Raw genomic sequence first — 18,826 nt, forward strand, 5'->3', positions numbered from 1 at the left:
CGTCAGAGGCGGTGCATCTCGCGCATCATCGCGGCCTCCTCGATGAAGTCCTCACGCCGTGGTCGCCGAGGCGATTTCTTGGCGGCAGGCGGGTCGTGCCGACCGCCGACGGTGTCGGCGGCGCCGAAAAGCCAGTAGAGCAGTCGATAGCGAATTGGGTTGCGGGCCCGGCCGATTCCGGGAGTGATTGCTGCCATGACACGACGCTACGAAGTAGCACACCCGTACACATCGTGCCGAAGGCCGATTTTGATCTACGCCCACGGTAGGACCACCCACTCCTACCGTGGGCGTGCTCAAAGCTCGAGAAGGACAGTGACCGGACCGTCGTTGACGAGTTCGACCTGCATGTCCGCCCCGAAGACACCGGTCTGCACCTGGGCGCCCAGAGCTGTCAGCTTCGCGGAGAATGCGTCGACCAACGGCTCGGCGACCGCGCCCGGTGCAGCGGCATTCCACGTCGGCCGCCGCCCCTTCGCGGTGTTGCCGTACAGCGTGAACTGGCTGATCACCAGTATCGGTGCGCCGATGTCGCTCGCCGACCGCTCGTCGTCGAGAATCCTGAGCGCCCAAAGCTTTTCGGCCAACCGCTGGGCCTTGACAGCATCGTCGTCGTGAGTGACACCGACCAGCGCGAGCAACCCCTGGGACCGCGGCCTGATCTCACCGACGATGTCACCGGCCACGGTCACGCGGGCGGAGGTGACGCGCTGCACGAGGATTCGCATGCCGCGAACCTACAGTGAGCCGAGAATGCCCTTCATCGCGTCGATCTCACGCTGCTGGGTCTCGATGATCTCGTGCGCCAGGTGGATGGCCTCTTCGGCCTGCCCGTTGTCGACCTCGGTCTGCGCCATCGCGACCGCGCCTTCGTGGTGGGCGATCATGCCGGTGAGGAACTGACGGCTGGCGTCGGCGCCCTGAGCCTGGCGCAGCTGCTCGAGCTGTTCCTCGCTCATCATTCCCATCGCTGCGTGGTCGGCAGCCATGTCGCCGCCCATGTCGTGGCCCTCGTGCCCGGACGGCGCCTCCGCGCCCCACTGCGTCAACCATTCCTGCATGGTCACGATCTCGGGACCCTGTGCGGCCTTGATCTGGTTCGCCAGGTCGGTCACCCGCGGGTCGATGTCCTGCTTGGCGAGAATGATGTCGCTCATCACGATGGCCTGCTCGTGGTGCGGGATCATGTCGCGGGCGAACGTCGCATCCGCATCGTTGTGCGCGTGCGCGCCGTCGCCGGCCTGCGAGGTCGGCTCGTGCTCGTGCGTCGTGTGGTCATGGCCTGCAGATTCGGTTCCGACGTCACTGCATCCGGACAGGAGTAGCGCGAGGGTGGCCCCCACGGCGGCGGTTCCTGCCAGCAGACTGCGGTTCGACAACACTTCATGCTCCCTTCGTGACGTCCCCGGCCTCATTGAATACCCTAGGGGGGTATGGTACACAGTAGTCACCCGGCGCTGGAAGGAGCACCATGACGACCACCATCACCGTCGAGGGTATGAGCTGCAGCGGGTGCGCCAACTCTGTGCGTGCCGAGCTCACCCATATCCCCGGTGTCCACGGCGTCGACGTGGACGTCTCGAGCGGCACCGTGACGATCGCCAGCGACAGCCCCGTCGATGACGAGGCCATCCGCGCAGCGGTCGAAGAAGCCGGCTACACACTCGCCGGATGACTGCGATGACCGCCCCGGCCAAGATCGCCGCGTTCGCGGCGATGCTCGTCGTGGTGTTCGCGATCGCGCTGTGGGCGGGAAGGGTGGTCGGCCCGAATCCCGACGTCGCGGTCCCCCACCCTGGGACCAGTGAGCATCTGCACCCGCCATCGGACGGTGGCCGGTGAACACCGTGGAGCTGACGATCGGCGGCATGACGTGCGCATCGTGCGCGGCCCGCGTCGAGAAGAAGTTGAACAAGCTCGACGGTGTCACCGCGACGGTGAACTTCGCGACGGAGAAGGCACGTGTGGAGTTCGGCGAAGGAGTCTCGCCCGATCAGCTGGTCTCCGCCGTCGAGTCGGCCGGTTATCAGGCCGAACTCCCGTCGGTGGTCGAGGAAGCCGCGCCCGAGTCCGATTCCACTGCAGCGCTCCGCCGTCGACTACTGATCTGCGTGGCGCTGTCGGTGCCGGTGATCGCGATGGCGATGGCGCCGGTGCTGCGGTTCACATACTGGCAATGGCTCTCGCTGACGCTGGCTTCGCCCGTCGTGGTCTGGGGCGCCTGGCCCTTCCACCAGGCGGCGCTGGTGAACCTGCGCCACGGCGCAGCGACGATGGACACGCTGATCTCGGTCGGTACGCTCGCGGCATTCGGGTGGTCGATCTATGCGCTGTTCTGGGGCACCGCGGGGGTGCCGGGGATGACCCATCCGTTCGAGCTGACGATCACCCGTACCGACGGCAGCGGCAACATCTACCTGGAGGCCGCCGCCGGGGTGACGACGTTCATCCTGGCCGGCCGATACTTCGAGGCGCGGGCCAAGCGACAGGCGGGTGCGGCGTTGCGGGCCCTGCTGGAACTGGGTGCCAAAGAGGTCACGGTGCGCAGAGCCGGTGCGGAGCAACGTATTCCGATCGACCGATTGGCCACCGGCGACGAGTTCATCGTGCGGCCGGGAGAAAAGATCGCCGCCGACGGTGTCGTCGTGGAAGGCGCGTCTGCCGTCGACGCGTCGATGCTGACCGGTGAATCGGTGCCTGTCGACGTTCAGCCGGGCGCCCAGGTGGTCGGTGCGACCGTCAACGTCGACGGCCGGCTGGTGGTGCGCGCAGAACGGATCGGCGCCGATACCCAGTTGGCGCAGATGGCGCGCCTGGTCGAAGACGCCCAGAACGGCAAGGCGCAGGCACAGAGGCTCGCCGATCGAATCTCCGGTGTCTTCGTACCGATCGTGATCGCTCTGTCGGTGGCCACGCTGGGGTTCTGGATCGGCAGTGGTCTGTCGGTCGCCGCGGCCTTCACCGCGGCAGTGGCGGTGTTGATCATCGCCTGCCCTTGCGCGCTGGGCTTGGCGACGCCGATGGCGCTGATGGTCGGGACCGGCCGCGGGGCGCAGCTGGGCATCTTGATCAAGGGGCCCGAAGTACTGGAGTCGACGCGGCGGGTGGACACCGTGATCGTCGACAAGACGGGCACTGTGACGACGGGAAGCATGACGCTGGTGGACGTGTTCGCCGTCGAGGGCGAGCAGCCCGACGAGGTGCTGCGGATCGCGGGCGCCGTCGAGAGTCCGTCGGAGCATCCGATCGCTGCGGCCATTGCGGCGGGAGCTCGGGAGAAGCTCGGCGAACTGCCCCCGGTCGAGGCGTTTGTGAACCTGAGGGGCCTCGGAGTCGAGGGCTTCGTCGAGGGCCGCCGGGCGCTGGTGGGACGGCTGCGGCTGCTGTCGGACCGGACGTTCGGCATTCCCGACGAGCTGCGTGCGGCGGTGCAGCGCGCGGAGTCTGACGGCCGGACGGCAGTCGTCGTGGGCTGGGACGGAAGCGCGCGCGGCGTGCTGATGGTGGCTGACGCGGTGAAACCGAGTTCGGCCGAGGCGGTTTCGTTGATGAAGAAGATCGGGTTGATGCCGATCATGGTGACCGGCGACAACGAAGCGGTGGCACGCGCGGTGGCGGCCGAAGTCGGCATCGACGAGGTCGTCGCGGGAGTGCTGCCGCAGGACAAGGTCGACACCGTCAAGCGACTGCAGGGCGACGGCAAGGTCGTGGCGATGGTCGGCGACGGTGTCAACGATGCGGCCGCGCTGGCGCAGGCGGATCTCGGATTGGCGATGGGAGGCGGCACTGATGTCGCGATCGAGGCGAGCGACCTGACCTTGGTCAGCAACGACCTGCGTGCTGTTCCCGATGCAATTCGACTGTCTCGCAAGACGTTGAGCACCATCAAGAGCAATCTGTTCTGGGCGTTCGCGTACAACGTCGCCGCGCTGCCGCTGGCTGCGGCGGGTCTGCTCAACCCGATGATCGCCGGCGCTGCAATGGCTTTCAGCTCCGTCTTCGTGGTGAGCAACAGCCTGCGTCTGCGCGCGTTCACTCCGTCGCGCTGACTACGGATCCCCAGCTTCGGGCAGCAGGTAGCGCTCGGGGTGGTGGTAGCCGTTGACGCGGTGTCGTCCGGTGTCGAGGTCAGGTGGTGGAAGCCATTCGGTCTGATTCTTCGTGTTCTTGCGGGTGCGCCAACCGGTCTTGTCGAGCATGCGGTGATCGGGTCCGCAGGCCAAGGTGAGGTCGTCGATGTTGGTCTGGCCGTCGTCCTTCCAGTCGGCGACGGCGTGATGAAACTTGGCACCAATACCCGGGCGCACCGCAGCCCGGACGGGTGCAGCCACGGTCCTTGGCGTGCAACACAATCCGCTGCGCCGCACTGGCCAACCGTTTCGTACGGCCCAGGTACAAGGATTCGCTGGTGTGCGCGTCGTATACATACAGGTAGTGAAAAGCATTGGCCGCCATGCGGATCAGACCCCGCATGGGAAGCAGTGAACCGCCGCCAGTGACCGCGACCCCGGCACCCTTCTCCAACTCTTGCAGCGTCGTCGATACTATGATGACATACGTCAGGGTTTAACGTTGTAAGCGTGAACCCCAAGCGTGCGGCCTTATGGGCTGTCCTTATCGGCATCGTGGCCATACCGATCCTGAGCGTCGCATGCGACGAGCCCGACGAGGCGCAGCAGCCACCGGCGGCCCCGATGATCACGATGCCGAACGTCGCCGGTATGACCACAGACCAGGGGCAGGCGGCGATAATGGCTCTATTCGCCAACGCCAACATCGTGGTGCGCGAGTCCAGCGACAGTATTCAGCAGAGGTACGAGCGCGGCTGTCGAAGCTATCCGCCCCTCCAACCTGCAGGCCATTGGATGATCGCGGCGAACACGCTGGCCGGACGCCCGTTCGCGGAGACTGCCCGCTTCTCCGAGACGCTCTTTGTTGACCCGCCAGCCGATGCACCGTGTGATCTGCGCGAGCCGGTAGCGCCGTCCGGCCCGATGCCGAATGCCGATCTTCCGAACGTGAACGTCCCAGACGTCGACAAGCCCTGGATCTGCAGCCGCACAAGGTGGTGCTGATAAACATGAGAGCCGCTATCTACCTTCGCATTCCAACGATCCCACCGGCCAGGAAGCCGGGGTGACGCGCCAGCGAGAGGACTGCACCGCGCTAGCGGAGAAGCTCGGCGTAGATCGTTACGGTCTACGAGGGCAACGACATCAGCGCGTACAGCGGCACCCGTCGCCCGGGTTTCGAGGACATGCTCGACGCCATCAAGAACCATCAGTTCGACACCCTGTTGTGCTGGCACAGCGACCGCCTGTACCGCAGCCCAAGGATCTAGAGCGACTGATCGACATCGCCGAGTCGCGCAGTGTGGTCATCCGCACGGTCAACGGCGGTGATCTCGATCTGTCCACAGCGACGGGCAAGATGCTCGCTCGCATCCTCGGATCGGTCGCCCAGCTAAGAGTGAGCACAAGGCTGAGCGGCAGCGCCGAGCCAACGCCCAGCGCGCCGAGGACGGCGTCTGGTGGTCGTCGCGGCGATGCTTCGGCTACACCGACAACGGCGAGATCGACGTCGCCGAGGCGGCGTTGGTGCGTCAGGCTGCGGCTGACGTGCTCGCGGGCATGTCGCTGCGTCAGATCGCCCGTCGCTGGAACACCGAAGGCGTGACGTCGGTGCGCGGCGCAGCGTGGAACACCGGTCGTCTTATGCGGATGTTGGTCAACCCCCGGTATGCCGGAATCCGCACCTACAACGGTCGCGAGACCGCACCCGGCAAGTGGGCGGCGATCATCGACACTGACACCCATCGCGGTCTCGTGTCGGTGCTGCGCGACCCGACCCGTGGGGCTGCGGTGTCCTACGAACGGAAGTACATCGGTAGCTATCGCTATCTGTACGGGCGTTGTGGGGCGAAGATGCAGCACACCGTTAGCACCCACGCCAACGGCAAGTCGTTTCACAACTACCGATGCACCGCTGCTACCCACCTGTCCCGGTCCCAGCCCGAACTCGACGCCTATGTCGAGCAAGTCGCGTTGCAGTACCTACGCAGGGGCGAGGCGCTGGCAGACAAACTCAGCGACAACGGCAATGAGATCGACGTCAACGAGCTACGCACTCGCCGAACTGCGCTGCAAGCCCGACTTGATGACCTGGCCGGGTTGTTCGCCGAGGGTGCAATCGACGCGAGTCAGCTCAAGCGGGGCTCAGCGGAACTGCGGACCAAGGTCAGCGCGATCGACACCACGCTGGCGGAGCTGGCCCTTACCAGCCCGCTGGCCGCAATGACAGCTGATGGTGCGGAGGAGATCGAGAAGCGTTGGGAGGCGGCATCACCGGACATGCGCGGCAAGGTTATTGACGAACTGTTCACCGTCGTGGTGCAGCCCGCTCCCAGGGGCCGTTATTTCAAACGCGAGTTCATCGAGTTCGCGAAGCCGCGCCGCGCCTGACGCCAGCTCAGCGGAACTGATCTGTAAACCGTTGTCGCGCTAGTGCATTGTCGACACTCGCGAACCCCGATGGTTGACCAGATTGCACGACCGATCGCTATAGTCAGCCACATGCAGCCCATGCGGCTGAATTCTCCGGCCCATTCGGGCACGACGGCGGGACAGCCCCGCCCTGCGGAGGCAGGACTTCCTGCTGCGGATGCGACGGACGCGGGACAGACCCGCTGAGCGGACACACCACCCGGTGATGTCTGCCCGACACCGGCGATCTTCAGGAGTCCGAGCGTGCCCGCCACCGCGACCACCACAACTACGTCCACCCGTCGCAACTGCTACCCACAGCTGCGACGTCGGAGCACACCGGCATCCCGCAATACCGGCAAGGCATGCCCTGCGTGCACATCGGCGCGAAGTTGTACTTCGACCTCGATATCACCTCCGAGTGGATCGCCGACAACCTCACGCGACCCGGTACCGGCGCTGTCGAACTGGACGACCACGTGCGCAAGCTCGATAGCCCGAACGCCCAAACACACGAGGTCAAATCAGCAGAATCATCGACCGGCAGACTGGCCACGATATAGCTCCTGGTCCGCACATCGCCGCTATTTGCTACGGCAAGAGTGAAGAAAAGGCATACGACAAGGTGGCGAAGCAGGCCCGTAGGTGGGCTGAGCAACAGCAGACAAAACGCAGCAACTTCGACAGTTGATCGACTAACCCCGGTAAGTCGCGTTCGATTTCCTGACGGGTGTCTCCGGATAGCCTGCCGACCGCAGTAGATCACGTACTGCGATCACTCTGCCGTCTTGATCACCGCCGGGTCCGACCACGATCTCTGCAAGACTTGGCAGCTCGACTGAAACTCCGGGCGGGTTGAGCCGGTCGAGCACAATATCCACGTACGGAACGAGCCGAGAACCCCGGAGCGCAACCGACGCGAGTTGCCCGCTTCCCGGCTCTGTTGGCTGAATGAGCCGGTACTCCTGCTCTTCGGAGAAGGCATCGTCTTTCAGTTGGGCAATGAAGCGATACACGTTGCCCAACAGCCAGTCCAGCGATGGCCGACCGGAGCCGTCACCTATGAGTCTTCCGCCCGCCCATGCCTCACGCGAGCGAGCGATGAAGTCATCAACCTCCGACTCGGCATCGGGGCCGTACAGAACTTTGCGTGGAACGGTGTTCGAGGACGTTGTTGCGTTCGGTGGCCGCCGGATAACGGAGAAAGATCGCCACAGCAGAACGTCAGTGGGGAAGCCGATCGCGTAGCCGCCGCTGCCGCCGTAGCCGCGCCACTGGCTTAGAAGGTCGCCGTTCACGCAGAAACAGACGGCGAACACCCGGTACTTCGGTCTCGTGCTGGTGAAAAGATCAGACACAAAGTGATCCGCAAGCTCCGCGAAGATCTCGCCCATGACGTCCGGATTCGCCTCGGCGTCGGCCCGAAGTCGCTCTACCAGAAGGTCAGCCCCGTACCGAAGCTCCTTCGTGTCATTCATGAATCGCACGTCAGAGGCCTGGAACAGAGCCACACCGCCTGTGTCTCCCGATGACGAGATCATCTCATCGGGCAACCGAGGGTCCAGGATGCCTGTGAGGCCTCCCGCGCCGGTGTAGTGGTAAAGGACCGGCGGGAGATCGTCCATAGATATGGGTCGCTCAGTCATGACTGGCATCGTCCGTTTCCGGTGAGGGTGGTGGGCCGGGCAGGTCATCGAATGTTTCAACGATGCTGATGACATGGTCAACGAGATCGGGTAGGCCAAACAGGCTGATCTCCACTCCGTTATTGGCGCGGAACCCGAAGTCGACATCAGGAGGCGGCGGCTCGTGGAATGCGATTTCTGAAGTCCACTTCATCACTGAATCGTGGAAGGGTTTCGGGTCGGGATAAGCGAACACCGCAGCCACTTCGACGGCGGTGCCGGGGACAATCGGGACGACAAGCCCTTTATCGAGGTCGCCGTCGGCTCGGTTCATCCGCATTTGCACGCCAAACCCCGGACCTTTTGGGCCGACTGCGCCTACTGACCAGGCCGCAGCTGCGCAGAGGACGAGGTTGCGGTGCTTGTCCGTTCCGCCCAGCCCGCGCAGGGTCGGCAAAGCATGTACGTCCTCGCCGTGTTGAGAGAACGGCTGCGCAGCCTTCAGGCGATCAGCCGCCTCTGCCCACACGCCGGGGACCTTCTTCTTCACGACCGAATCCCACGAGCCGGGGGTGTTAAGGATGGGGAACGCGACGCTCCCGGCCTTCTTGCCGTCTGGGGAGCCGGCCTTCAAATAGATTTGGAACGCCAAGTACTCCAACGCTGAGCGCACGTTGTTGATGATCTCGCCGGTCATCAGCGGCAGATTCTTCGTCGGAGGATTGGTAACGCGCACCTGCCAGCTGTAGTGAACAAACTGGGGATCTCGGACGGTGACGACGGCGATTCCATCGCTGGCCATCCATCCCTTGAACACCGCCAAGAGTTCGTCGCACTGATCCCTAGCTGCCGCCAGCCTGATGCGCGACTCTGAGAGGTCGAGTACTCCGATCACAACTCGAACATATGGCTGCGCACTGACAACGCACGTGGGGACGCGCCCGACATTCTCGCGGCAGCTGCGTTGAGCGAATTGATACGGTCGCATCCCTGCTAACGACATCCACACAACGCGAGACCACGCCGCGCGCGTCTACGGAGTCGACAACTGCGTAGTTTCCACGAAATCGAGCAACGTTTCGAAGTTCGTAGGCCCAGGGGGTAGTTCCCGCGCAAGTCCCACGTCATAAAGTTCTGCGCGTATGCGGTACTTCGTGCCGAGAGGTGGACCCTGTATCCAGCAACGCCATGACAAGCCGTCTTCATCCGCTTGGGGACTTATGTTCTCGCAGGTCGACACCGTGATTCCCGGCTCCGTGCCCGCAAATAGGGCTGTGCCGCGCTCGTCCAGCATGTGCAGCGTCATCGTATAGCTGCGCTCCTTGAACCCCGCCATCGTGACCCGAACGAAGACCATGTCACCCACCCGTCCATCCGTCCGAGGATCTTCCTCGCTCGCGTACGACATACGGCGGCGGTATTCGGCATAGCTGACGCCATGTTCGACAGCGACGTGGTCAATTGTTGCGCCGAGCTTCTCCCGCGGGGCGAGATCAGGAGCAATCGCACGGAGTGCTACGTAGACGGACCCAATTGTTGTCGCGATCAGGCCTACAAAGGTGACCAATGCAGTGGCGGCGGTAAGAGCCGTCTTTAGCTTTCGTGTCCCGGATGATGATTTCGAGTCAGATTGTGTCCGGGACGAGGTCGGCGCAGTTGTCTGGAGCGGTGGTTGTTCTGACGACTCCGACTCTGATGGCGTTGTCGCCTTCGAGGCTGACATGGGCGTCATATTCTCACCCCTCCACCAGTCTAGGGAGGTTAGACCCGCAGATCCCGCTTAATCAGGTCCAGAAATGCGGCCCGCACACAACGTGAAAACTCGACGTTGACGACAGTCACCGGAAGCCCGTTGTGGGTGCCCAGCCCGGCTTCCAGCGCACGACGCGCCAAGGCCTTCAGAGCATCGTGGTTGCGCTGCGCTTGAGTGCGCGTGTCGAGGCGCGCCGGCTCAGGCGCGGGCGCGCTCGGCTCGGGATCGATAGTGGGCCAGGGGTCGGCGCCCGGCTCCAGATCGGCCCTCGGCTCGCCATCGGCGCTCGGCTCGTGGTCGGGATTGTTCACGCCCGGGGCCGCCTCTTTGGCCAACACCGCTTCCAGCAACGCTCCGGTCTCGGCATCCACCAGACCCCGAATCGACCGCGTCCCATCAGGGCGTTGCGGCCCCGACGTGACCCCGCACTTGCGCGCAATGTCCTTCTCGGTGGGCTCAGGCCCATCCTGATCGATCATGCCCATCAACCGGGCCGCCGCTCCACGCAACTCCTCAGGACCCAACCCGCCACCCAACTCCGCCAGCTGCCGATCGGCATCGACGCGGGTACCAACATCAACCCACGAAGGCAACGCATCGTGAAAGTCAGCGATCACCTTCACATGCTCCTCATCGAGTGTACCCCGCTCCTGGGCAGCTGCGGTCGATTCGAACAGCGGCGCCAACGGCTCCCCCGTCATCGCTCGCCGCGGACCGAGTGTGGCCGCCCGCTTAAGCCGCCGTTTGGCGTCCTTCTCACTGCAGCGCAACGCGGTGGTCAACACCTTCTTCCACGACGCCTCCCCCAACGCACCCGGCTCGGCCTCCTTGGTCAACCGCGCCAGAATTCGATGCTCGACAGACGGAACCGTGCGCATCACCGCCGTCAACTCAGCCAACAGCCGAACCAACTCGCGATGGGACAACTCCTCGCAGGCCTTTGACAGGACGGCGACCTGCTCGCCCATCCCCGCCAACGCCTCCGACACAACCTCCACATATCGAACACTAGTTCGATCGGTCGACAAATTTCGTGCGCTACTCCGCTCGTCGCGCCCGGAACGTCTTCACGTCCGGCTTGATGCCCTTGAGGTGCTTGGCGCCTGCGAAAGACCAGGTGAAGCGGCCGTCATCGCCGATGGCCTCCCGCGACGATTCGGCGACCAGCACCGTCCCCGGCCGGGCCGCACCCGTCACCCTTGCCGCAAGGTTGACCGGGCTTCCGAACCAGTCGCCTTCTCTGCTCACGGCCATACCCGTCGCGACACCCGCCCTCAGTCGAGGGAAGTCGTCCTCGCCTTCGGTGGCATCGACGAGATGCAGCAGCGTTTCGATCATCGGCGCCGGTTCGGAGCTGACCAGCATCACCTCGTCCCCGATCGTCTTGATGAAACGCACTGGCGCAACGGCCAATTCACGTGTGAGGTCCGCCAGGTGCTGGGCCAGCCGCTCGAGCTCCTCGGGCGGTAGCGCTTCGCCGAGCCGGGTGAACCCGACAAGGTCGGCGAAGCCGATCGTCACCATTCGCGCACCCGGCAGATGCTGCCCTTCGGCGCGCTCGGTCGCGTTGATGGCTTCCGTCTCGATGGCATGCCGCAGCTGAAGCATCATGACCTCCTGGATCATCGGACCCAGCAGCGGCGCCACATTGCCCACCAGCGTCTCGGATGCCTGTGCGATCTCCAATTCCGTTGCGCCCGGACGCATCACGGCGGCAAGTGCCGCGTGGCGCATCGCCTCGGCCGCGCGTGACAGGCCGTCGCCGAGCAGTCGGGTGATCTGCACGAGTTCGTCGGGGTCGATCCCGACGTCGAGGAATTCCCGCGTGAACTTGGCCGCCTCCGCGTCGGCGCGCAGGAACACCTCGGCATCCGGGTCATCGACCCGCGGCAGCCCCATCGCCCGTTGTGTACGTTCGAAAAGCCCGAGTTCGACACCGGCCTTGTCTGCAGCCTGTCGCGCCGACACGTACTCGCCGTCGTCACCGATGACACGTCGCGACGCGAGCAGCATCGGCGCGGGATTGCCGCGAATCTGTTCGACGCGTACGCCGCGCTCGATCAACCAGCTGATCAACTCGGCGCGTTCGGCGCGTGCGTTGCCTTCGAGCCCGTCGAGCAGCCCGGATGTCTCCAGATCGAAGTCTTCGGCCACGTGCTCAACGTATACGGTCGCCTTCATGACGTCGCCGATGCTGGAGAGCTTTCCGCCCCTCGCCGCCCCCGGCGCCCGCATCCTGATTCTCGGCAACATGCCCGGTGTCGCGTCGCTGCAGGCGCAGCGCTACTACGCCTACGACCGCAATGCATTCTGGCGTCTCACGGCTGCGCTGTTCGGATTCGACGCCAACGCGCCCTACGACGACCGCGTCGCCGCCCTCACCGGTGCGTCAGTGGCGGTCTGGGATGTGCTCAAGCATTGCCGCCGGATCGGCAGCCTCGACTCAGCCGTCGAACCGGACAGCATGGTGGCCAACGATTTCGAGACGTTCTACATCGCGCACCCGGCGATCACCCACGTGTACTTCAACGGCGCCGCAGCAGAGAAGAACTACCGGCGGCTCGTCACCGCGCCGGGTCACCTCCGGTACACCCGGCTGCCCTCGAGCAGTCCCGCGCAGACGATGTCCTTCGACGCGAAACTGGCCGCGTGGCGCCAGATCACGACGGAGGTCCGTACCTAGCGGCGTACTCCCCCGGCGTGCTCCCGAGCATGGCCCGGAAGTCGTTGATGAAGTGCGCCTGGTCATACCAACCCAACCGGACCGCGAGTTCGGCGAAGTCCAACCCCGGATCGGTCTCGATTTCCAGTGCGGCGTTCTGCAGGCGGTACCGGCACAGCACCCATTTCACGGAGACGCCGACGTAGCGCCGGAACACCCGCTGCGTGGTCCGCTCGCTCCACGGTGAGCGGTCCATCACCTGCTCCACCCGATGGATGTCGCGGTCGTCGCGGACCCGGTCGACGAGAGCGTTCAGCGGCCGAAATGTGTCGTCCGGCTCGCCTCTCTGCGCGATGAGACGTTCGAGTTGGGCGGCCGCGGCGTCGACGTCGTTCTCCAGCCGGATCGACGACCCGAACAGGTCGGTGCCGACCGGTTGCACGCGCCCTGTCATGGTCGATGCGTCACCACCGAAGCGCGCCGTGAAGCCACCGGGCTTGAACCGGGCCCCGACAACCCAGCCCTGCTCGCTGATGGTGGTTTGGAAGACCCGCTCGACCACGCCGTGCACCAAAGTGTTCGGTAGCGAAAACCCATGCCGTGCAATGTCGGAACCCCATTCGTGGGTTATGTGCATCGACGGGAAGGTGATGACTGAGCTGTCGAACGACGCTCCACCGCGCAGATCCCACGTGACCGACCAGAAATGCTCCACGAACCACTGGATCCGGGAGCCCGGCTGCCAACGCCGGAGATCGAACACCGAAGAGCTGGCCGGGCGGCCGACCACGCCGCGCAGAGGTTGCGCCGGTGTCGGGTTTTTCCAAGCACCCACGGTGACGAGACTACGAAACTCGAGGCCATGTCTGTTGAACCCATCCCCGCCGGATACACCAGCCTGACCCCCTTCCTGTGCGTCGCCGGCGCCGCCGCCGCAATCGACTTCTACACCTCGGTGTTCGGAGCGACTGTCGTCGAGAGAATGGACGGCCCCGACGGCACCGTCGCCCACGCCGAGCTCGACTTCGGCACCGGCCGGCTGCAACTGGGCGATCCGGCCGACGCCTACGGCATCACCGCGCCGGCGTCAGATGGCGACGTCGTGACGTACTCGGTCGCGCACTACTGCCCCGACGTCGACGAGGTGGTGGCACGGGCCGAGCAGGCCGGTGCCACGGTGCGGGAGGCGCCGCAGAACTTCGCCACCGGAGACCGGTTCGCGTCGATCCGGGACCCGTTCGGCGTGCGGTGGACCGTGATGACACGCATCGAGGACGTCTCGGCCGACGAGCGGGACCGCCGCCTGGGCGAGTGGGCGGCACAGAATGTGAACTAGCGTGGCGGGATGTCCTGCGTGTTCTGCGCCATCGTCGCCGGTGAGGCTCCCGCCATCACGATCTTCGAAGACGACGACTGCCTCGCCATCCTCGACATCCGCCCTTTCACCCGCGGGCACACCCTGGTCATTCCCAAGGTCCACACCGTCGACCTGACCGACACGCCGGTGGAAACCCTGGGGCGGATGACCGCCATCGGCCAACGCATCGCCAAGGCCGCACGCCTGTCGGGTCTACACGCCGACGGCAACAACATCGCCATCAACGACGGCAAGGCCGCCTTCCAGACGGTCTTCCACATCCACCTGCACGTCGTGCCGCGCCGCGACGGCGACAAGCTGTCGTTCGCGAAGGGAATGCTGGTACGCCGCGACGGCGACCGCGAAGAGACCGGGCGCCTGCTGCGGGAGGCACTGGCGCACGTCGACGCCGCGGAGAAGGATTGAGCGCATGAACATAGCGCTCTGGATGGAACGCAACATCGGCTGGCGGCTGCTCATGACGCACGACGCCATCTACAAGCGCACGAACGGGCGCATCGGCCACAAGATCCCGTTGCCCGGCACTCCACCCAGCCTGCTGCTGCACACCGTCGGAGCGAAAACCGGCCGGCCGCGTACGAACACGCTGTCCTATTTCCCCGACGCCGGCAACTACTACGTCGTGGCATCCAAGGGCGGTGATCCCAAGGCGCCGGGCTGGTACCACAACCTCAAGGCCGATCCGGACGTCGAGATCAACGTCGGGCCAAAGAGATTCGCGGTGAAGGCGACTCCGGTGCTCGCCGACGATCCCGACTACCCGCGGTTGTGGAAGATCGTCAACGACGGCAACTCGAACCGGTACAACGGCTACCAGAAGCGGACGTCCCGGAAGATCCCGCTGGTCCGTCTGACACCGAAGAGCTAGAAGAGCTCCTTGGCGAGCAGTTCCAGCGTGGCCTCGCGGGCCGGCGCGGTCGCCGGGTCGACACCGCGGTGAGCTGAGGCGACGGGGTGCACCATCACCTCGTCCACGCCGAAGTGCTCTGCCAGCGCGCGCACCTGGTCGGCGGCCTCGGCGGGTGAGCCGACGACGGCCTGGCGCAATCCCCCGTCGATCACCGACCGGGCGCGCGGGCCGAGATCGGTGACTTCGGCGTCCTCAACGAGGTCGATGGGAATCAGCGGGGCTCCGGTGCGGAGCCGGGCCATCATCTGCAGGTTCGGCAGGATCAGACGCAGTGCCTCGTCCCGGGTTTCGGCGACGACGGCGTTCACGGTCAGGAACGTGACAGGTTCGGGCGCCAGTTCGCTGGGCTGAAAGTTGTCGCGGTAGAGCTGCAGCGCCTCGAGGGTGCCCTGGCCCGCGAAGTGGTGGGCGAACACGTACGGCAAACCCTTTGCCGCGGCCAGCCTGGCCGAATACATCGACGACCCGAGCAGCCACAGTGTCGGTTCCGAGGCGGCGGCCGGGGTGGCCTTGAGAATGTAGTTGTCCCGCATCAGGTCGCGGGGCAACGGCACGCGCACGCCCGTGCTGCTCATCAGCTTGACGACATCGTCGAGGTACTCGGGAAACGCCTCGATGTCGCGTTCGTCGCGTCCGGCGGCACCGCGAAGGGCCAGCGACGTGACGGGGTCCGAGCCCGGTGCGCGCCCGATCCCGAGGTCGATGCGTCCGGGGTGGGCTGCTTCCAGCAGGGCGAACTGCTCCGCGACGGCCAGCGGCGCGTGGTTGGGCAGCATCACGCCACCCGAACCGAGGCGCACCGACGACGTATGTGCCGCCAGATGGGCGATCAGGACAGGCGGGCTGGTCGCCGCGACGGCCGGCATGTTGTGATGCTCGGCCACCCAGTAGCGCGTATATCCGAGCCGGTCAGCAGCCTGCGCCAGCAGCGTCGAGGCGGCGATCGCATCAGAGGTGCTCTGGTCGGAGCGCACGGGAACGAGATCGAGGACAGAAAGACGCATTGAGGGTGCAACGCTGCGCGCCGGCATTACGTTCCCGCGGTACTTCGGCGTGCTTTTCGCCGCTGAGCGACGATTTTCACGCCGAAATCGCACGGGCGGTGGCGAAAATGTCGTCCATCATCGCGGGTGTGAGCCGGCCGGTGAAGGTGTTCTGCTGGCTGGGATGGAAGCAGCCGAGCAAGTGCACGGTGCCGGTGGGAGTGGCCAGCTGGGCCGTCACACCATGCCCGAACTTCGGCGCGGGCTTGCTGACCGTCCCGCCGGTCCGCCGGATCAGCGCCAACGCCGACTGCCACGCGAAGCCGCCCAAGGCGATGATCACCCGCACCTCGGCGCCCGTCAGGCGCCATTCGGCGTCCAGCCACGGCGCGCACGTCGTCCGCTCGACGGGCAACGGCGCATTGTCCGGCGGCGCGCAGCGTACCGCGGCCGCCACTCGAACATCGTTGAGCTGCAAGCCATCTGCGCTGTCGGTGCAGGTCGCCTGATTCGCCAGCCCGCTGCGGTGAAGTGATGCGAACAGGAAGTCGCCCGAGCGGTCACCGGTAAAGACACGACCCGTCCGATTCGCGCCGTGAGCGGCGGGGGCGAGGCCGACGATCATGATCCGCGGCCGCGCCGCGCCGAAGCCCGGGGCGGGCCTGCCCCAGTACGGCTGGTCCGCATAGGACTTGCGCTTGACCTTGGCCGCCTCTTCGCGCCACTCGACCAGCCGCGGGCACGCCCGGCATACCGACACGCCTGCGTCGACCTGCTTCGGGGTCTTGGCCGCCTCGGCCAGCGCCACGACGTCGGCGGGCGTCGCGGCCACCGCCGTGCGCGCCGTCGCGGGGTCGCCCGGCCAACCACGACCGGGTCGCACCGGGGTCTCGAAAAGATCACCGGTTCGTGGATGTGGGAGGGGAGTCAAGATTTGTTACCAAGAAGCACCGTTCATCGTTACCACGAAACGCCGTTTCCCTCACAGCAGTGCCGCCGCGATTGGCCCACCATTGACCCCGCAAGGTTTCGATTGGGGGTTTTCATGCGACGAGCGGCAGCAATTGCAGGGATCTGCATCGTGGTCAGCGGATGCGCCAGCACGAGTAGTGCGGAGTCGACCACACCGACCAGGACAATGATCCCCCGCCCCCTCGTGGAACGTGAGCTGGGCGAGGTGCTTCTCAATCCCGAGGACGCCGCCGCGGTGATGGGTGTGCCTGCCATGACAGTCACCGAATCCCAGACCGCGATGTCGGACCACAGCGACATCATGGAGCCCCGTGAATGCCTCGCGATCGACGGCGCCGCGGAGTCACAGGTCTATGCCGACAGCGGTTTCCAGGCAGAACGTGACCAGAGCCTGAACGACGGTGAAGGCTGGAAGACGTACGTCAAGCAGGCTGTCGTGCTGTTCCCCTATCTGGAGAAGGCCGGCGAGTTCTTCGAGGCCTCTGCCGCGCAGTGGCCGGCCTGCCACGAGTACACCCACACCCAGAGCGGGTCACGCTGGAACCCGGGCCCGATCGTCCGTGAGGACAACAGATTGAGCACGGTCGCCATGCAGCAGGACGCCGCCGCCCCGGGCTGGGGTTGCGGACGGGCACTGGTGCACCGCAACAACGTCATCGTCGACGTCAACACCTGCAGTGCGGTCCCCGGGGATTCGGCGCTGCGGATCGCCGACCAGATCGCCGCCAAGATCGACGCGCAATGGTGAGCCGCTAGCAGCCGAAAACTCGGTCGTCAGACGCCCTGGGGCACTGCTACATTCCCGGCGATATCCCATGACGACCGACACCACGCGCGGTAGGCGCGTCCCGCTGCTTCTGATCCTGTTCGCGGCGCTGATGGCCGGGGCGGGCAACGGCATCTCCATCGTCGCGTTTCCGTGGTTGGTATTGCAGCGCAACGGTTCTGCACTCGACGCGTCGATAGTCGCGATGGCGGGCACCCTTCCGCTGCTCGCTGCGACGCTGATCGCCGGAGCCGCCGTCGACAAGCTCGGGCGCAGACGGGTGTCGATGATCGCGGACGCGCTCTCGGCGGTCTCCGTCGCGGCGGTGCCGGTGCTGGCGTTGACCTTCGGAGTCGACGTCATCAACGTCGCCGTGCTGGCGTGCCTGGCGGCCCTCGGCGCATTCTTCGACCCCGCGGGGTTGACGGCCCGCGAGACGATGCTCCCCGAAGCTGCGCACAAGGCGGGCTGGACGCTCGACCACGCCAACTCCTTCTACGAGGCGATCTTCAATCTGGCCTACATCGTGGGACCTGGCATCGGCGGCCTGCTGATCGCCACACTCGGTGGCATCAACACGATGTGGGTGACCGCCGCGGCGTTCGGATTGTCGATCGCCGCCATCGGGGTGTTGAAGCTGGAGGGTGCGGGCAGGCCTGACCCGTCGGCGATGTCCGACGGGGTGTGGGCCGGAATCCTCGAAGGCCTGCGCTTCGTGTGGAACAACAAGGTGCTTCGCACGCTCGCGTTCGTCGACCTTGCCGCCACCGGGCTGTACATGCCGATGGAAAGCGTGCTGTTCCCGAAATACTTCACCGACCGCAACGAGCCGGCACAGCTGGGTTGGGTGCTGATGGCGTTGAGCATCGGGGGGCTCATCGGTGCGCTCGGCTACGCGGTGATGTCGACATACATGAAGCGGCGCACCGTGATGCTCGCGGCGGTGCTGACGCTCGGCGTGGCCATGACGGTCATCGCGTTCCTGCCGCCGCTACCGGTGATCCTGGTGCTGTGCGCGCTCGTCGGGTTCGTCTACGGGCCGATCGCACCGATCTACAACTACGTGATGCAGACGCGCGCGCCGCAGCACCTGCGCGGGCGCGTGGTCGGCGTCATGGGGTCGCTGGCCTACGCGGCGGGTCCGCTCGGCCTCATCCTGGCCGGCCCGCTGGCGGACGCCACCGGGCTGCATGCCACGTTCCTCGCGCTGTCGCTACCGATGCTGGCGCTGGGCATCGTCGCGGTGTTCCTGCCGGGGCTGCGAGAGCTGGATGCGCCGAACACCTGACCCCGCA

General features: G+C 65.5%; 23 protein-coding genes and 1 pseudogene. 13 read left to right on the forward strand and 11 right to left on the reverse strand.

Translation table 11 applies throughout. From position 1 onward, the window contains the following. Positions 1-2: 2 nt before the first annotated feature. The 3 genes from ACAG24_RS19130 to ACAG24_RS19140 form a co-directional block, all read right to left on the reverse strand. Complete coding sequence (locus tag ACAG24_RS19130; protein WP_370474862.1) at positions 3-197, reverse strand: hypothetical protein; 195 nt, start codon at positions 195-197, stop codon at positions 3-5. Between the two features lie 99 nt (positions 198-296). Next, positions 297-728: a D-aminoacyl-tRNA deacylase gene (gene dtd, locus ACAG24_RS19135; RefSeq protein WP_370474863.1), complete on the reverse strand. Its 432-nt coding sequence runs from the start codon at positions 726-728 to the stop codon at positions 297-299. Positions 729-737: 9 nt separating this feature from the next. Further along, entirely contained in the window at positions 738-1,382 is a 645-nt protein-coding gene (locus tag ACAG24_RS19140; protein WP_370474864.1) for a DUF305 domain-containing protein, read from the reverse strand. Positions 1,383-1,471: 89 nt separating this feature from the next. Between ACAG24_RS19140 and ACAG24_RS19145 the strand changes: the two genes are divergently transcribed. The 3 genes from ACAG24_RS19145 to ACAG24_RS19155 are packed head-to-tail and all read left to right on the forward strand — an operon-like array spanning position 1,472 to position 4,049. Then, on the forward strand, positions 1,472-1,675 hold the full coding sequence (locus ACAG24_RS19145; protein ID WP_370474865.1) for a heavy-metal-associated domain-containing protein: 204 nt from the start codon (positions 1,472-1,474) through the stop codon (positions 1,673-1,675). Next, positions 1,672-1,842, forward strand: a complete 171-nt coding sequence (locus ACAG24_RS19150; RefSeq protein ID WP_370474866.1) for a hypothetical protein — start codon at positions 1,672-1,674, stop codon at positions 1,840-1,842. Before ACAG24_RS19145 ends, ACAG24_RS19150 begins: the two co-directional genes overlap by 4 nt. Continuing rightward, a complete protein-coding gene (locus ACAG24_RS19155; RefSeq protein WP_370474867.1) occupies positions 1,839-4,049 on the forward strand; it encodes a heavy metal translocating P-type ATPase in 2,211 nt (736 codons plus the stop codon). Before ACAG24_RS19150 ends, ACAG24_RS19155 begins: the two co-directional genes overlap by 4 nt. On the opposite strand, the pseudogene ACAG24_RS19160 reads toward ACAG24_RS19155, so the two are convergent. Next, positions 4,050-4,563, reverse strand: a pseudogene (locus ACAG24_RS19160) (HNH endonuclease signature motif containing protein); the annotation flags it as partial. It lies immediately after the preceding gene. Positions 4,564-4,580: 17 nt separating this feature from the next. On the opposite strand from ACAG24_RS19160, the gene ACAG24_RS19165 reads away from it, so the two are divergent. The 4 genes from ACAG24_RS19165 (at position 4,581) to ACAG24_RS19180 (ending at position 7,045) form a co-directional block, all read left to right on the forward strand. After that, positions 4,581-5,075: a hypothetical protein gene (locus ACAG24_RS19165; protein WP_370474868.1), complete on the forward strand. Its 495-nt coding sequence runs from the start codon at positions 4,581-4,583 to the stop codon at positions 5,073-5,075. Between the two features lie 140 nt (positions 5,076-5,215). Continuing rightward, positions 5,216-5,341: a recombinase family protein gene (locus ACAG24_RS19170; protein WP_370474988.1), complete on the forward strand. Its 126-nt coding sequence runs from the start codon at positions 5,216-5,218 to the stop codon at positions 5,339-5,341. Positions 5,342-5,597: 256 nt separating this feature from the next. Next, positions 5,598-6,461 carry a recombinase family protein gene (locus ACAG24_RS19175; protein WP_370474869.1) on the forward strand — a complete coding sequence of 288 codons (864 nt, stop codon included), beginning with the start codon at positions 5,598-5,600 and terminating at the stop codon, positions 6,459-6,461. Positions 6,462-6,847: 386 nt separating this feature from the next. After that, positions 6,848-7,045, forward strand: a complete 198-nt coding sequence (locus ACAG24_RS19180) for a hypothetical protein (protein ID WP_374150790.1) — start codon at positions 6,848-6,850, stop codon at positions 7,043-7,045. A 132-nt stretch (positions 7,046-7,177) separates the two neighbouring features. On the opposite strand, the gene ACAG24_RS19185 is transcribed toward ACAG24_RS19180, so the two are convergent. The 4 genes from ACAG24_RS19185 to ACAG24_RS19200 all read right to left on the reverse strand — a co-directional run bounded on the left by ACAG24_RS19185 (position 7,178) and on the right by ACAG24_RS19200 (position 12,014). Then, positions 7,178-8,128, reverse strand: a complete 951-nt coding sequence (locus ACAG24_RS19185) for a DUF2971 domain-containing protein (protein WP_370474871.1) — start codon at positions 8,126-8,128, stop codon at positions 7,178-7,180. Then, positions 8,121-9,002, reverse strand: coding sequence for a hypothetical protein (locus ACAG24_RS19190; protein ID WP_370474872.1), 882 nt, complete (start codon positions 9,000-9,002; stop codon positions 8,121-8,123). The genes ACAG24_RS19185 and ACAG24_RS19190 overlap by 8 nt, the downstream gene beginning before the upstream one ends. An 866-nt stretch (positions 9,003-9,868) precedes the next feature. Further along, the gene (locus tag ACAG24_RS19195) at positions 9,869-10,858 is read right to left on the reverse strand and encodes a DUF222 domain-containing protein (protein ID WP_370474873.1); all 990 of its coding nucleotides are present in this window, start codon (positions 10,856-10,858) and stop codon (positions 9,869-9,871) included. Positions 10,859-10,898: 40 nt separating this feature from the next. After that, a complete protein-coding gene (locus ACAG24_RS19200; protein WP_370474874.1) occupies positions 10,899-12,014 on the reverse strand; it encodes an adenylate/guanylate cyclase domain-containing protein in 1,116 nt (371 codons plus the stop codon). Between the two features lie 25 nt (positions 12,015-12,039). On the opposite strand from ACAG24_RS19200, the gene ACAG24_RS19205 reads away from it, so the two are divergent. After that, positions 12,040-12,543: a DNA-deoxyinosine glycosylase gene (locus tag ACAG24_RS19205; protein ID WP_370474875.1), complete on the forward strand. Its 504-nt coding sequence runs from the start codon at positions 12,040-12,042 to the stop codon at positions 12,541-12,543. Here ACAG24_RS19205 and ACAG24_RS19210 read toward each other — a convergent pair. Further along, complete coding sequence (locus ACAG24_RS19210; protein WP_370474876.1) at positions 12,521-13,357, reverse strand: DUF6597 domain-containing transcriptional factor; 837 nt, start codon at positions 13,355-13,357, stop codon at positions 12,521-12,523. The two genes, ACAG24_RS19205 and ACAG24_RS19210, sit on opposite strands and share 23 nt — an antisense overlap. A gap of 27 nt (positions 13,358-13,384) precedes the next feature. Between ACAG24_RS19210 and ACAG24_RS19215 the strand changes: the two genes are divergently transcribed. The 3 genes from ACAG24_RS19215 to ACAG24_RS19225 are packed head-to-tail and all read left to right on the forward strand — an operon-like array spanning position 13,385 to position 14,768. After that, positions 13,385-13,858 carry a VOC family protein gene (locus ACAG24_RS19215; RefSeq protein WP_370474877.1) on the forward strand — a complete coding sequence of 158 codons (474 nt, stop codon included), beginning with the start codon at positions 13,385-13,387 and terminating at the stop codon, positions 13,856-13,858. Positions 13,859-13,867: 9 nt separating this feature from the next. Next, on the forward strand, positions 13,868-14,305 hold the full coding sequence (locus ACAG24_RS19220) for an HIT family protein (protein WP_370474878.1): 438 nt from the start codon (positions 13,868-13,870) through the stop codon (positions 14,303-14,305). 4 nt (positions 14,306-14,309) lie between these two features. Then, entirely contained in the window at positions 14,310-14,768 is a 459-nt protein-coding gene (locus tag ACAG24_RS19225; RefSeq protein ID WP_370474879.1) for a nitroreductase family deazaflavin-dependent oxidoreductase, read from the forward strand. On the opposite strand, the gene ACAG24_RS19230 is transcribed toward ACAG24_RS19225, so the two are convergent. Then, positions 14,765-15,814 carry an LLM class flavin-dependent oxidoreductase gene (locus ACAG24_RS19230; protein WP_370474880.1) on the reverse strand — a complete coding sequence of 350 codons (1,050 nt, stop codon included), beginning with the start codon at positions 15,812-15,814 and terminating at the stop codon, positions 14,765-14,767. The two genes, ACAG24_RS19225 and ACAG24_RS19230, sit on opposite strands and share 4 nt — an antisense overlap. Before the next feature lie 76 nt (positions 15,815-15,890). Then, positions 15,891-16,676: a uracil-DNA glycosylase gene (locus tag ACAG24_RS19235; protein WP_370474881.1), complete on the reverse strand. Its 786-nt coding sequence runs from the start codon at positions 16,674-16,676 to the stop codon at positions 15,891-15,893. A 162-nt stretch (positions 16,677-16,838) separates the two neighbouring features. Between ACAG24_RS19235 and ACAG24_RS19240 the strand changes: the two genes are divergently transcribed. Further along, on the forward strand, positions 16,839-17,513 hold the full coding sequence (locus ACAG24_RS19240) for a sensor domain-containing protein (RefSeq protein ID WP_370474882.1): 675 nt from the start codon (positions 16,839-16,841) through the stop codon (positions 17,511-17,513). 67 nt (positions 17,514-17,580) lie between these two features. Next, positions 17,581-18,819: a multidrug efflux MFS transporter Tap gene (tap, locus tag ACAG24_RS19245; protein WP_370474883.1), complete on the forward strand. Its 1,239-nt coding sequence runs from the start codon at positions 17,581-17,583 to the stop codon at positions 18,817-18,819. Positions 18,820-18,826: the final 7 nt, after the last annotated feature.

Source organism: Mycobacterium bulgaricum, from assembly GCF_041287165.2.
GTDB classification, from domain to species: Bacteria; Actinomycetota; Actinomycetes; order Mycobacteriales; family Mycobacteriaceae; genus Mycobacterium; species Mycobacterium bulgaricum.

Coding starts and splice junctions, on each gene's coding strand:
- ACAG24_RS19130 (WP_370474862.1), bottom strand. CDS start 197: ATGGCAGCAATCACTCCCGGAATCGGCCGGGCCCGCAACCCAATTCGC.
- ACAG24_RS19240 (WP_370474882.1), top strand. CDS start 16,839: ATGCGACGAGCGGCAGCAATTGCAGGGATCTGCATCGTGGTCAGCGGA.
- ACAG24_RS19145 (WP_370474865.1), top strand. CDS start 1,472: ATGACGACCACCATCACCGTCGAGGGTATGAGCTGCAGCGGGTGCGCC.
- ACAG24_RS19180 (WP_374150790.1), top strand. CDS start 6,848: ATGCCCTGCGTGCACATCGGCGCGAAGTTGTACTTCGACCTCGATATC.
- ACAG24_RS19225 (WP_370474879.1), top strand. CDS start 14,310: ATGAACATAGCGCTCTGGATGGAACGCAACATCGGCTGGCGGCTGCTC.
- dtd (WP_370474863.1), bottom strand. CDS start 728: ATGCGAATCCTCGTGCAGCGCGTCACCTCCGCCCGCGTGACCGTGGCC.
- ACAG24_RS19205 (WP_370474875.1), top strand. CDS start 12,040: ATGACGTCGCCGATGCTGGAGAGCTTTCCGCCCCTCGCCGCCCCCGGC.
- ACAG24_RS19150 (WP_370474866.1), top strand. CDS start 1,672: ATGACTGCGATGACCGCCCCGGCCAAGATCGCCGCGTTCGCGGCGATG.
- ACAG24_RS19220 (WP_370474878.1), top strand. CDS start 13,868: ATGTCCTGCGTGTTCTGCGCCATCGTCGCCGGTGAGGCTCCCGCCATC.
- ACAG24_RS19230 (WP_370474880.1), bottom strand. CDS start 15,814: ATGCGTCTTTCTGTCCTCGATCTCGTTCCCGTGCGCTCCGACCAGAGC.
- ACAG24_RS19185 (WP_370474871.1), bottom strand. CDS start 8,128: ATGACTGAGCGACCCATATCTATGGACGATCTCCCGCCGGTCCTTTAC.
- ACAG24_RS19215 (WP_370474877.1), top strand. CDS start 13,385: ATGTCTGTTGAACCCATCCCCGCCGGATACACCAGCCTGACCCCCTTC.
- tap (WP_370474883.1), top strand. CDS start 17,581: ATGACGACCGACACCACGCGCGGTAGGCGCGTCCCGCTGCTTCTGATC.